We start from the raw sequence: 13,722 nt of genomic DNA, 5'->3' as shown, positions 1-13,722 counted from the left end.
GCCACCAACGAGGAGCAATGAGTTGCAGCTTGCCGAAGAGTTCGCCCGTGACCACGTCCTCGCTGGATGCACGAACATTGAGTGGACAATGTAGTTTCCCCTGCTCGGCTAAGTCGCAAAGACACCCTGATTTCCCTCCGATTTCAACCAGCACAGACGACCTCTTTGTTGCGATGAACTTCTTGCTTCTCTTGGATATTCAATGTGGTTGGACGCCAATCTCGGCACTCCTGACGATAGGGACATCCAGAACAGTTTATTGGGCTTTCGATGGGGTAGAAAATCTGATTCTTGACTGCCTTCTCAACATTTTTTGCCACGTCTCCGAGTCGTTTCAAATCCTCCTGTGATCTCGATGTTTTCAGTCTCTGGATTTTCGGCGTGGTCGTTTTAGTGAAAACGACGAACTCCACTGAAACCCATCGATCGAGTGTGGACAGGGCTGACTGAGTGTAGCAACTGGGTTGAAGCGAACTTTCCACGTCGAAAGCGGAGTAAGCCCTTGCCGATGTCTTGAACTCAGTGACCACCGTTTGTTCGGTTGATCCTGAAATCAGATCACATGTTGCGGCCAGTGGTCGCTCCAGGATGTTGCCACTACTATCGCACAATGGAACCAACACACGTTCTTCGACAGCGATGATGTCCGTTGGTGGTTCTTCTTTGGAATATAATTCCATCAGGGCCTGCCCCTTACCAAGCAAGTCAGACACCGATTCCTTTGCTTTAAACGTGACCTTTTGATCTGCGGTGCGAACATCCCATGATCCCAAAAAATCCACCTTCAGGTTCTGTTCAGAAGATTCTCTGCCTAACCTGATTCGTTGGTGGTGACCGGCCAGAGCATCATGAATGGCGGAGCCAAAAACGAGACTGCTGCTAACTGTCCTGCGAGGGATTTTGACAATCCTCTCGAAGAAGAACTGGAGCGGACAGCGTCGATATTGGTTAATCGAACTGAAACTCCAATGGGGACGCTTGATCGGTGTCACGAAATAATCTCGGTTGGTGGGTGCGGATGATCTGTCTAACCAGATTTCTTGCCGTTCAAGGGCATGAACTGGTCGATGACGTTGCCTGCCTCACGGCGAGTCATGTCGTAGAGATCGGTTTCGCGACCGAGGATCGTTTTTGCTCGCTGTTCCAGTTGGGGCTTCGTGAGACCGTCCCGTTTTCCGAGAGTGAGCAAAAACTGAATCTGCTTGTTGGTCGCCGGAGGATGGAATGGCTCGTCAGCATGAGCTGCGTTGCCATTCAATCGATCGGCGTGTCCGTTGCCGTTGGAACTTGGGAGCGTCGATGTTTGGCGAGGTGTTTGATGACCATTGGTGTTGGGCCGCGGTTCGATCGATCCATCGTCTTGGTATCGTTCAATTTGAATTCGGAGCGATTCCTCAGCCAGATCATAGAATTTTTTGATCTCTTCGATTACAAATTCGGGATCGTTGACTGGAGCTCCAATTTCGCCCTCCAGGTTCACGCTGAACCCGGTGCTGTTAAAATCTTTGGAAACCTTTCGACTCATCCCCACGTTTACCTTCAACATCAAATTGTCTCGCGTTTTGAGTAAGTGACAAGCTACTTACCCGATTCTAAGGCAATGCTCTCTGATTCCTCACATCAGAACGGATTGGTATGAACTTAGAATATGACTCGAACGGAAACATCCTTCTAATTCCTAATGAAGATCTTTTGCTAGAAAATATTCCCGGCGATGATTGTTCCTTCGCGGAGTACTTCAAGTTTGCTCACACATTCGACGGTTACGAGGTTTTTGGTGATGATGCCTTCACCGTTTGTAACCGCTGCGATGTAGAGGGAAATGACCTGTCCTCACTTCGTAATTTCTTGTTCATTAAGGCGAGGGGTTGGCGGCACAGTGGTGGTCCTGAGCCGAACAATGATGAATGGAATGCCGAGCGTTGTGCAATTCGCTCGATTCGACGGATCGTTTCAGAACGTAATTTGATGTCTACAGTCCAGGACGATATTCCGTTAGATGACGGATTTAGGCTTACATTGCAGTCGCTCCTGGAACAGTCAGGCGTCGATCTGAGTGATGCCCTCATCATGCGTCATACACCACCTGGGGCACTCGGGATTGCTTATCCTTCGCTGGCAGCGACTAATCACGAAGTGTTCCACGCTTATCAGTCCATTCAAGGGCCTGCTTACGAGAAGAGATTAAAACAAAAAGGTTGGCTGATCTCGTTTGTCGTTGATGCAGCTGGACAAACAGTTTTGGCAGGTGTTTTCCGGAAAGAAAACGAAATTTTGGACTCATCGAAAATTGAAGCCGCCAATCGTGTACTTTCTCGTTTTGCGTTCCAATCTACTGCAGCCGAAACTCCAATTTGGTTTGAGCTTTCACTCTCCGGTCACCTAAGTAAATTCCGTGGGCGGTTGGTCGTCGAGTGGCACAATCACATTTCCTGGTGCCGTGATGCCGATAGTCCAAAATCGGTCTTTGAGGTCACGTCAATATCGCCAGAGAGCCTTTTGGTACCGCCAAAGCTTCCTCACTGGCGGTCAATCATTTGGAAATGGGACGACTTAAAGACACTTCCGCAGAGTTGGCGAATAGCGATTTCTCAGTGGCGAGCTATCTATCTGATCCATGACTCGTCAACGAACAAAAACTATGTAGGCTCAGCCTACGGCTCGGACAATTTGCTGGCCCGATGGGAAGGCTATGCTAAGAGCGGAAATAACGACAACAAACATTTAAAGCCTCTCGATCCGTCAGGATTTTCATTTTCCATACTAGAGGTACTATCACATACGGCTACTGAGAGCGAGGTCACCACGCGAGAGTCGACTTGGAAGAAACGACTACATACCCTGTATCCCAACGGATTAAACGGAAACGCGTAATGGCACTAGTTGCACTTCGGCTCAGTAATCAAGTCTCCCATCTCCGTGACTTGCCACTGGTTGCCAGTGATTGGCTCATAAGCTGTGAGTAAACCGCCGAAGCCGCAACCGGTATCAATGCAGATACAAGTGCCGTAGTTTCGAAACTTTTCGCCTGCTGAGTGACCAACGATGGCAACTTTTCTAGTTCGGTGTCTGCATATGCCCAAGTCGTCGATGCCAGTCCATCGCAGCACGGATGAAAGCTGAAGGTGCAACGGTGTGTAGCTGCAGAAGTTCGCATGTGTAAAAATGAAGCTTGCGGTTTCGTAGTAGTCACGACATGACTCCAAAAATGCCCAGTGGGACTTGGGGATACCATCCAGCTTTTGCTTACCATAGGAAGCGACAGTTTCTCGGCCACCGCTCACCAAGAATCGATCGTAGGCGTAACGATCTTTTCGTGCATCCAAGAGCATCTCATCATGATTCCCCAAAATCGGGACTAGATTGCAGCGATTTTGAAGCTCGATCAGACATTCGACCACGCCCTTGGAGTCTGGACCCCGATTGACGTAGTCGCCCAGGGGCACGATGACGTCGTCTGCTGAAGGCTGGATGGCTCGGATCAAAGCTCGCAGGGCCATAGCATGCCCGTGAATGTCGCCGATCGCGATAAGTCGGCCGCTGGTGGTCGGTGTGATTGTCATGCAAGTTCCAGGAATGGCGGGAATACCGAACTTACCTGGAATTCGCGACAACCGTGGGCCAGTCTAAACCGCTAAATCCAATGCTTCGTCCCACGCTCGTGCCTTCAGCGAGGCACCGCTGCCGAACCAAGCTGATTCCAACCGGCTGGAAGCTCGTTCTTGGTCCGTTTTTCCCCGAGTTGTTCGATGGTGGTCGACGAACTCGGTGACTGCATTAAATGCAGCCCATGTTGTCAGCTTCGTTTCGGGAATGTCGTGTCCTCGGCCTTCCTCGAACAATCGGAATAGTTCCGATCGAACATTCTCAGCTCGCTTGTTCTTCGAGTCTGGGGTATCAGGGTACAGTCGCTCAAAGTAACTGGCCAGTTGCTCGCGACTGGGATAGTGATTCGCCAGATGATTAATCCGGTCCTCGACGCTATCGTAAAACTTCGCCGCCAATCCCAGAATTTTCTGAGCCTCGCCGACTTTTGCCGCGAGATCGCCTTTGTGAATGACGGAGACCCCCTGCCCACGACCGCGACGTTCGGCCAGTCTCAAGGTGTTGGCACACACGACACGAATTGGGGTGAAGAAAACCCGCAATGCTGAACTGCCGTCATGGGAATTGCTTAGCAACAGAAATTTGTCGGTCACATCTTCCGAGTCCTTGATTCGGATCTCGCCCGGCAGTTTTGCCAGCATCCAAATCTTCTCGCCTTTACCGAGAGCCCCAGCGGTGTGATACAGCAACTGCCCATCCGCGACGATGGAATCCAGGAATCCAAAACTCTGATAGTTCTGTACCGGCTGATAGCTGTTGCCAACGACTCCCAGAACTTCACGAGAATCGTCTCGAACAACGGCTTTCCGCTGAGGAACCAGGGTGCCATCACTCGTGTGGATCGGCTTCAGATCGACATTGTAGTCAAGGCCAGCCGCCGTGATTGCTTCTCGGGATGTCGCCGGTCCGTCCAGCTTCGTCCCAAGTCCATGCCAGGGAGTTTCCCCAGCGTACATCAATGATGTCTTTTCGTCTGTCGTTGCGAGTGCATGAGCCATTGGATAGTCCCGAGTGTTTGAGAATCGAACACTCCATATACCCGAATCTAGCTTGAATGAATTCCGAGGTTATCTAAATCATAAGTTGCCGCTTCAGATAGGCTGACTTCTGAGAAAAAACGTTGCTCTATGTAGCGAATGCCGTCTTTGTCAACTAAGTGCCATGGAGTTCTGTCATCAGATTCTTGGTCGCTTCTTGCGGTATGGCTCATACTTACCGCCCACCTGAGTTGCTTTCGCTGCTGACCACTAGAAAGCGATGTGAGATTTCCGGCAACGACGTAACGATCAAGGAATTTTGGCCAGAAAATTACTCGGATGGGAGCTTGTATTGGGTGAAGATCGGCAAGGTCATTCTTGATGCTCTTGACAACCCTTGCCTGTCGTTCAGCTTCTTTCTCATTCGTAAGCTTCCCGTCCACTTCCGCATGTATCTCGAAAGCGGGCATTCCAAAACCAAGACTTCTCTGACAAGCATTACTGTAAAGTGATCTTACGAATTCTCTTTCTGAACCAAGTGAATGTGGATTGATGATGGCGATCCAATGGGCGTGTAGTGTCATCGTACGTAGAAGACCTACTTGCTCGGAGACTCGCATCCGTGGCGATGCCGCCGCGACGAATCCGTCCCAAAAAGAATCCTTGGCGGACTCTTCAATTGGGGACAAGATGCCGTGATCTATGCCACTATTATCAATGCTGGTTCGTGTCGAGACTACGCGAGCTAGTTCTTCGTCTTGATGAGAGGCGATTGCTTCGCGGCACCAACGAGAGTCGTCATCTCCTGGCCAATTTTCTTTGACTGGCCGTTTCACACCTGCATCATGCAGTTTCTTCAGAAGTTCATTCGCAAAACGCCGAACGACCTCGCATTTGATCCCCTTAACCCGGTCTACGAGTTGAGGAAAAAGGCTTCCGTCGTAAAGATCTGAGACGACGACAGGGCATACGCTTGTCCGAGGAAATATTCCAGTACCAAGCTCTCTTAGGTGATTGAGCCAAGCTTCCTCTGATTCAAACGAATCACGTTCGAACACACCTGGTGTAATTGCAATTTCCTTCAGCATCATCCAAACCTCTCGTGGAAATCCAGTTCAAAGAAGTCGTCCGGCCACGGCTGGATAAATTCGCCCCTTATATCCGCCTCGATCATTTCTATTTTCGTTGCACCATTTTCCTGACTGACGAAATAGATCCCCAGTTCCTCTGTCCGTAGTTCGCACCCCTCTGGAGCTTCGCCAATCGCCGTTTCTCGAATTCTGCGGAGCAACCTTAGAATTAGGTGCTCGCTGTGAGTCTCAAGAAGAAAACGAGGGGCCTCGGCACGGTTAATCGCTTGCACAAAAACGTCGCTTAGCTCAGCTTGCAACCGCGGGTGGAGGTGCAAGTCGGGCTGGGCGATTGAGATAAAACTTGGCTTTGGGTCACTCGACGCAACGAGCACGGGGACAATTTGAGAGAGTCCAGTGCCGACGTCGGATGGATGTAGAAAAGGTCCGTTCCGAAGATAGGGATTGTCTCCTGGCACGAACCCTACTCGCCGTTCGGCACCTGACTGAAGTTTCAGAAAAGCTTGTGCTGAATCCGAATCATTGTTCTTTGTGATTGCACGAACTATGCCAAAACACTCATTGAGATCGACCAGTTTCCGTTGCTTCAGCTGGTACCCTGTACCCAGATGCTTCGATCCGAGCCAAAGATTAACTTCGTTCAATGAGTCCTCGCCGCAGTAGGCAAGATAGTCCCAAGCCGCAAGCCCGTTGTTCCAACGACTTGGCGAGTCTGCGGGCATAGGAATGGAATTCCGATCTGGAACCGCCCGGATCCCAGCGATTGTCTTTCTCTGTCGGAGTCGATGCCCCATGATCCGAAACGCACCCAACAACAGTGCATTCAGATAGTTGGCCACGGCTGCATTAGGGATTTCCTGTCCCGCGACGCTAGCCTTGTAAAGCCCTCCAGTTAACGGAGGGTCGTGTTCGACCGGGATGAGCTGAAAATGGTAATTGTCAAATTCAATTATTCCCGATTGCTCAAGATCAATTGGGATTAATGGATTCGCGAGATCTACAGTCCACCGAAACCCGTTCAGACGGCCAGACGTTTCGTGTATTGGTTGGACCGCCGCAAGAAGCTCGTCATTGTATTTCACAACAAACCGACTGATCTCCGCCGAGTTGATCAGGCCGCCATCGAAATGAGCAATTGTTCCCTTAATTTCGAATTCGATCTCTAGGGTCCGTAAGTCATCAGCAAAGTTCAAATCGTAGGAGGTTGGTAGGCCCCAATCTTCTGAGGAGTTTGTGTTGGACGTTCCCTTAACTGACATGTATCCTTCGTCTTCGCATGTCAGCTCGCACTCAACGCCGAGACGCATCGTACGGTATAAGTCATGGTTATGAATCAGACGTTCAAACGAAAGTTCCTTGTTGTTGTCACCCGCTTTGCGTGAACTCAAGTTACCGAGACTTGCAGATCGCGTAATCAACAGTGCTTCGAAATAGTCAAGGGCATCGGTGATCGTGCTTTTTCCTGCTGAGTTGGGGCCAAAGAGGAGAGTGATAGGGCGGAGCTCAAGCTCGATCTTCTCCCGAACCCCTTTAAAATTCTCAATTGCGATGCCACTTATCATTGTTCAACTCCTACACCTGGGACACTCATTCGAGATTGTCCATCGCGATATCTCCGGATGAGATCTCTGTAGCCGGCCACTAAGTGATCGGCGAAGATTTTGGGCATCAGATTGAACTTCAATTGGGCTTCCATGGTTCGTGCGTAACGCGTGGCTGGTAGGTTTGGCACTGCGACCTTTTACTTATGAAGTGACTGCTCATATTCGGCCTGTGTTAGTGGCGGCGGCTCTTCGATTGGTTGATAGACAGGAATCTGAACTTGCATGGTTGCTCGACCGCAAGAACCAAAACAGCTGGCAGAGAGAGAGAGATGGTGTCGACGTGTGGGATTCAGACAGCGTGATCCCTTCATCGAACATCGCCACGAGGATTGCATCATCTGGTCCGTGTATCTCAAACTTTGCAAAAAATTTCGCGATACAATTATGTCATTTTACCGCTAACACTTGTACCTTTTTTGAACTGACATCAGTGCTATTGGCACGCAAGTGCTTATGAATTTTTAACGCGAATCGACGAGCCAACTCAGGTGGAAGTGCATTACCTATCAGTAACGCAAGCGTTTGCTTGCCAAGTTCGACAGGAAGTGCGTAATTCGCTGGAAAGCTCTGGAGCAAAGCAGCCTCTCGAATTGTTATGCAGCGATCTTCGTCGGGATGAAGGAAGCGACCTTTCGAGGGATTAAAGCACCCGCTTGTAATCGTTGGCGACACGGACTTCCATGCCATGCGTCCATAGACATCGTTAAATCCTGTGGTCCTTTGGTGGCAAGCCAACTGTTCAGACAGGGCTAGATCGCCTCGGCTGCCACCATCCCTGGGAATGCTTTTGATTAGTCTTTGAACCTTGTCTGTGCGTCGTTCAGGGAGGTCATGGAGGGCATCGCCGCTCGAACCTGCCCTTGGCAAGGCACCGATTGCGTCCCTAACTGTATTTACTTTCTTGGTCGGCAGTGGAAAGGACACTTTCCCGAATCTTGATGCGACTAAAATGAGTCGCTTCCTTCGCTGAGGAACACCGTAATCCGCAGCGTTAGCTATTCGATAGTCAAGGGTGTATCCCAGATCAGTGAGCCTGTCCACGAACTTGGTAAAGCGGCGTTCGGAAGCCAATCCTGGAACGTTTTCGAGCATCACTGTCTTTGGAAGTAGCTCAACCACGAACGTGCCAAATTGGTTTATCAGCGAGTTCCGGGAGTCTTCGACTCGCCAATGTCCATTTCGAGTCGACATGCTTGAAAAGCCTTGACAAGGAGGACAGCCAGCTAGAAGATCGAGCTGACCTTTGCGGAGCCTGAGCTTTCTTTTTAGCGAAAGCAAATTAACCCTCTCGATATCCCCAAACATCTCTGTGCTTGGATGATTTAATTTGAATGCCCGGATGGCGGCAGGGTCGTTCTCAACTGCAGCCAGAACCTCAAATCCAGCCTTCCGCAATCCATGCGTAACACCTCCGCATCCAGCAAACAGGTCGATTGCTGTACACTTTTTGCGAATTGTCCTTGGCTGCATTCCATCGGCTCTTTGGTTCGTAAGTCACAAGAGAGGAAGAACTTAACACATGGCTACCGCTTTGAGCAATGATTCGTATTTTCTCTACCCCAAGCACGAATTCCACGGCACACCTTAATGGAGCGAAAAACGAAAATGGACACTGGATTTCCTTTGCTAAAAAAGCTGACCGATCATTTCCTCGAATCGGAGGACGATATACACATGAGGCCTCTTGTCGAGTTTTTTTTGAATGATAGGGGAAGCGTCACAGATGAAGGAATAGCATATCTAGCAAAAGGACTTGCTTCGTCTGGACGCGTGGTGAATCGTTCGGGCCAGCCTCCACTCTTCGATATCGCATCTACTGGTGGACCAAGTTCACTGTCAACGCTTATTGCCCCGCTGTGCCTCTCTGCTATGGGTTTCAGCGTTTGCAAATTGGGGGTGCCTGGGCGTCCTGCTGGCGGAATCGACGTGATGGCTCAAGTTCCTGATTTCCAATTTACACTGACGGAAGCAGACGTAAACGAGGCTTTGGCAAAATCACGGTTTGCTCATTTCCTGGCTGCTGGGCAACACGCACCAAAAGACGGAAAGCTTTTTGAATATCGCAAATCTGTTGGTGCAGTGAACGTGCCAGAATTGGCAATGGCTAGCCTGCTCAGCAAAAAGATTGCGGTAGGCGTCGCGACCGTAGGGCTGGACGTAAGGGTATCGAAACACGGAAACTTTGGGACAACTTGGGAGGAGGCACGTGCCAACAGCAGAAGAATAGTGAAGGTTGGAAGGGAATTGGGAATCAATGTTACGTGCTTTCTTTCTGGGGGATCACGTTCTTACCAACCTTTCATTGGACGCGGCGAAGCTCTAATCGCTTTAGATCAACTGGTTGAAGGCGACGAAGGGTCGTGGCTACTCCATCATGCAGAGCAGTGTTTCGCCATGGCAAATTCCATCGCACCATCAAACGGAACTTGGACCCAGGTTCGCAAGAATCTCGGAAATGCTTTTGAGCAACATTTGAATGCCCAGGGGACAGACGGTCATCGTTTTAAAACCGCAGTTGACAACGTTCGTAACCAGACTCGCGTTCCGGTTTTAGCTCGTACTGAAGGCTTCGCAAAAATATCGCTTGGATTGCTCCGAAGGGTATTCGTAGAGACCCAAGACGCCTATAAATCAGCGTCAGATCCGTTCCCTGATCCGATTGGCGTGGTTTTGTCAAAAAATTCCGGTGATTATTGTCGTACCGGAGAAGAGTTGGCGTCAGTCCGCTGCTGCAAAGAACATTTCAAGCTGGTAATGGAGAGCTTGCAAAAGGCAATCAAGGTGTCGGCATTTCCCGGAGAGTCTGGTTTTCTCGAAGAGGTCAAGCATGTCTAGCTTATGTTGTTTCGAACATCCTGAATTGGATGATGAGCCGCATACATTGAATGATACCTGCCGTGTTTGTGGCAGGGAATTCGGATTTCCGATATTTGATGCCCCTGAATACATCGGAGACTACAAGGTAGTTCGTGCACTGGACCGTGGTTTTTATTCAGCAGCTTTCGTCGTTGAAGTAGGATTACTTCGTCAGTGGAAAGTCGTGAAAGTTGCTCCCAAAAGGGTTTATGAAAAGTTTTGCAAGAATTTCCGCAAAGAGTGCGAGGTGCATGCTGCTGTTGCCAAAGGCTCACAGCATGTTGTTGCGATAGATGACTTGAAGGAGGATGTGATAGTTCGCTTCGGTGATGTTGAGTTGGAATGCGATGTTGCGATATTGCATTATGTTAATGGGATGAGTCTCAAGACTTTCCTGAACGAGAGTGATCAGATGTCTGCGGCCACTCTGGCTCAACTCGCTATTGATTTGTTCGCAATACTTCGAGAGTTGCAGCTAAGATCCGTGCATCATAATGACCTGCACGCTGGCAATTTGATGGTTGAGATACTTCCGGAAACTGCAAGGCGTGCCGACGCGGAAGACGGAGCAATCAGGCTAGTTGCAATCGACCTAAACTCTCTGACTGACGAATCCAAAAGTGATGCCGGGAAACAGAGACTCGGCGACATTCATTGGGCGGTCAGCCATTTGAAGTCGTTTGTCGACAAGCTACTTTGCCAGCCTGACGCGACGTCGGACCGAGATTACCGGCTTGCTAGCGTGTTAGAAGAAAGGGCCTTTCTTCTGTCGCCCAAAGTTGAGAAGCAGAGAACTCCGACGTATGACCAGTGTATCGAGGATATTAAGCTTGCCGTACGACAGGTATCATCCCCTTGGACGGAAACGCCAAGATTAAGACGCTTCAATGACGCTTATAATGCACAAACTTTGTCACCTTGGTTTGTTCCATATTTGATCGTTGACCCCGAAGACCGATGGTTACCAGCGGTTAGCACACCTGGGCCACAGGTCATAATTGGAATGAGAGGCTGCGGGAAAACAATGCTTATCCGTGCGTTGCAGCTTCATGCACGTGCAACTCTCCCCGACTCGAATGCCGATGCCACTACCGTCATCGAGCAGTTAAGGTCAGATGGTTACGTGGGGCTGTATGTTTCTGCGACGAGGCTTCTCGATACTGTTGGGGAAACTAACGAAGAACTTTTGGAGCCCTACGCACGACTGTTCGTTTCTTACGCTCTTGAAGCAATACGAGCCGTCAGGCACCTGAGGGAAATTGATCCGACACAAGTCGTACCGGGGTACTTCAAAGAGATCGCTAAGGCAGTGGCTGGATACGTGAAAGGGGCTGATGAAATTGCCGATGCCCTGTCCGAAATGCAGCTTGAAAAGATGCTCCTTTCTGTTCAAGTGAGCTTGAGCAGAGGGGAGGAAACATTTGCGTTTACAGGCAACCCGGCAAACGCGTTTCCGGATCTCGCAGAGGCGATCTGCCTATGCTCTCCACTTTGGAGCCATTGTTGCGTTCTGTACCTACTAGACGATGTTTCAACACGATTTTTAGAGATACCGAAGATTGATTTGTTGATGTCTTCCCTCTTGTTCTCACACCCTCGGTGCTCATTCAAGTTGACGACGGAGGTCCAGACCCTCGAAGTGATCCTTCGATCACCAGGGCAAATTGAAAAAGCGAGGGCCGGGAGAGACTATGAAGTATTTGATTTGGGAGCTGAGGTCAATCAGATCATACGGCAGAGGAAGAGGGGGAAAGATTTTATCGAGCGAATTCTGGCACATCGAGCAACCTATTTTCTCGATCATCCCGATGGGATACGTCCTGCTCAGGTGCTTGGTGACACACCCCTTGAATCAATTGCAATGAATATTGCCTCTACCACAAAGACGTCTAATGATCGAAAACAGGTTTACTTCAGTCTCTCTGCCCTCGCAGGAGTATGCGTTGGGGACCTTGGAGATGCGATAAGCATCTACGAACTCATGCTTCGCAAGGCTAAAGGCAAAGCTGGAAAGCAATCTTTCCCTATAGACGCTCGCATTCAAACTGACTGTTACCTTGAGTATTGCAGCAGGCGGATGTACGACCTAAATCGTCGACAGACAAAATTAAGAGATCACGCTCTCGCGTTCGCTGAAGCCTCGAACGAGTTGTTGATGCAGTCGTACACTGATCATGACCAGTCGAGTAAGACAGCTGTACGCCTTCGGCAGTATCTTAAGGTCTACATGAGACTCACTAAAGGTGATACCGACGCACAGTTCGACGAGTTTCGAGAGCTTGTGGATGCGGGCGTCTTTGTTCTCGACGGCGGAACGCATCGAACCAAGACCAAGGATGCGAACCCAATCAAGCAGTTTAAGTTGACTTTTAGGAAAATCTTCGGGTTGTCCAGCTTCATTGGCCTTGGGGAGCGTGACAGATTCGAGTTATCGGGTGATGCCGTCGTTGAGTGGCTTCGCAATCCTGCTCGTGGAAAAGAAATTTTGTTGCGGAACCTTGGGAAAGAGAACACGGATGCCGACGGCGATTTCGAGGACGATAGCGATTTGATTGAAGATGATGTGAAGTCGGTTGACAAAGCCGAGGCCAATGAGTTGTCCCAACTGGGGTTGTTTGACTTCTCAACAAGTAAACCGGAAGTATCAACCAAGGTTGATGATAGTCCCGAAGAAAAATTCGCCCTCGAAAAATCTCCAAGATGTGTACGGATCCAGCTACGCGATCTTCGGTCTTGTGACATCAATACGTTGGTTCTCGGTCTTGGTTTTGAGGAAAGAACAGTTGCATCTGTTGATCGCATCCTGTCTGCAATTACGCCAAAAACGGCCGTGCTAGTTGAATATACTGAAGAAGGTAAAAGTCAAGACATCCGTCGTCTGCTGGAGAGGCATCAAGTGCAGACCACGGTGGTCCCATATGACGAGATATCTCGAGAAACATTCATTTCAGATTGTGGTAATACACTCGTTGACGTAACTGGACTTGCGAAACCTGCCCTTTTCCATTCCGTGCGAAATGCATTGGCGACAAACAATAACGCCTTCATATGCCACACTTCAGCCAAATCCTACTATCCGCTCGACGAAGACATCCAGGCAATTTTGCAAGCAAGTGAGGAAAAAGATTATTGGGTGCTTTTGGAGCGAATGAGCCGCGTTCTCACTGGTGACAAAGGCCAGTACTCAACGGTCTCCCTGCTTGTGTCAGATGCGGACGAATCGCGGCGGCGAATGCTGTGTGCATTCGCATCTCCAAGACATGAGCGATTGCTGACGCTGTTGGATCGAAGGCAGTATGACCGAGTCCAGCTGGTAGCTCAGAACAGAGAGACTCCCAGAGGGGAGCTGGCAAGACTCTCTGCAGATTTTGCGTCAAAAAATTACCCAGCTACATCAGTTGAGGAGTTGGAGACGAATAACCTCTCCGGTGTAATGCAGTTCCTGACCCAGACGTACCACCGATGGTACGTCGACAATGGCTTCAATTTTGAACTTGGGCTGACGGGATCCAAGCTTCAGGCCGTGGGTAAGCGTTCGGCAGGACTAGCGGCTTTTCAGCTTTCTACGGCGGGCGCGGCGGGCTTTAG

Annotated in this window: 10 protein-coding genes; 3 read left to right on the top strand and 7 right to left on the bottom strand. The window is 49.8% G+C overall.

The window, feature by feature from the left end; all coding sequences use genetic code 11:
- Window positions 1-143: 143 nt before the first annotated feature.
- Window positions 144-992: a RecB family exonuclease gene (locus tag ABD971_RS35890; protein WP_345328544.1), complete on the bottom strand. Its 849-nt coding sequence runs from the start codon at window positions 990-992 to the stop codon at window positions 144-146.
- A gap of 35 nt (window positions 993-1,027) precedes the next feature.
- Window positions 1,028-1,546, bottom strand: a complete 519-nt coding sequence (locus ABD971_RS35885; protein WP_345328543.1) for a hypothetical protein — start codon at window positions 1,544-1,546, stop codon at window positions 1,028-1,030.
- 89 nt (window positions 1,547-1,635) lie between these two features.
- Between ABD971_RS35885 and ABD971_RS35880 the strand changes: the two genes are divergently transcribed.
- Window positions 1,636-2,874, top strand: coding sequence for a GIY-YIG nuclease family protein (locus tag ABD971_RS35880; protein WP_345328542.1), 1,239 nt, complete (start codon window positions 1,636-1,638; stop codon window positions 2,872-2,874).
- Window positions 2,875-2,879: 5 nt separating this feature from the next.
- Here ABD971_RS35880 and ABD971_RS35875 read toward each other — a convergent pair whose 3' ends face one another.
- The 5 genes from ABD971_RS35875 to ABD971_RS35855 all read right to left on the bottom strand — a co-directional run bounded on the left by ABD971_RS35875 (window position 2,880) and on the right by ABD971_RS35855 (window position 8,748).
- Window positions 2,880-3,563 (bottom strand): metallophosphoesterase, encoded by a 684-nt coding sequence (locus ABD971_RS35875; protein ID WP_345328541.1) that lies wholly within the window; start codon window positions 3,561-3,563, stop codon window positions 2,880-2,882.
- A 63-nt stretch (window positions 3,564-3,626) separates the two neighbouring features.
- Window positions 3,627-4,604, bottom strand: a complete 978-nt coding sequence (locus tag ABD971_RS35870) for a DUF932 domain-containing protein (protein WP_345328540.1) — start codon at window positions 4,602-4,604, stop codon at window positions 3,627-3,629.
- Between the two features lie 47 nt (window positions 4,605-4,651).
- Window positions 4,652-5,674 carry a hypothetical protein gene (locus ABD971_RS35865; RefSeq protein WP_345328539.1) on the bottom strand — a complete coding sequence of 341 codons (1,023 nt, stop codon included), beginning with the start codon at window positions 5,672-5,674 and terminating at the stop codon, window positions 4,652-4,654.
- Window positions 5,671-7,236, bottom strand: coding sequence for an AAA family ATPase (locus tag ABD971_RS35860; RefSeq protein ID WP_345328538.1), 1,566 nt, complete (start codon window positions 7,234-7,236; stop codon window positions 5,671-5,673). The genes ABD971_RS35865 and ABD971_RS35860 overlap by 4 nt, the downstream gene beginning before the upstream one ends.
- A 429-nt stretch (window positions 7,237-7,665) precedes the next feature.
- Window positions 7,666-8,748, bottom strand: coding sequence for a DNA cytosine methyltransferase (locus tag ABD971_RS35855; protein ID WP_345328537.1), 1,083 nt, complete (start codon window positions 8,746-8,748; stop codon window positions 7,666-7,668).
- Between the two features lie 117 nt (window positions 8,749-8,865).
- Here ABD971_RS35855 and ABD971_RS35850 point away from each other — a divergent pair, with 117 nt between their 5' ends.
- Window positions 8,866-10,113 (top strand): hypothetical protein, encoded by a 1,248-nt coding sequence (locus tag ABD971_RS35850; protein ID WP_345328536.1) that lies wholly within the window; start codon window positions 8,866-8,868, stop codon window positions 10,111-10,113.
- Window positions 10,106-13,722, top strand: a 3,617-nt coding sequence (locus ABD971_RS35845; RefSeq protein ID WP_345328535.1) for an ORC-CDC6 family AAA ATPase, incomplete at its 3' end; no start/stop codon positions are given. The genes ABD971_RS35850 and ABD971_RS35845, both read left to right, overlap by 8 nt.

It is taken from the genome of Novipirellula rosea (assembly GCF_039541335.1).
Classification (GTDB): domain Bacteria; phylum Planctomycetota; class Planctomycetia; order Pirellulales; family Pirellulaceae; genus Novipirellula; species Novipirellula rosea.
Note: the sequence above shows the minus strand (reverse complement) of the source record. Positions and strands in the feature narration are given on the sequence as shown.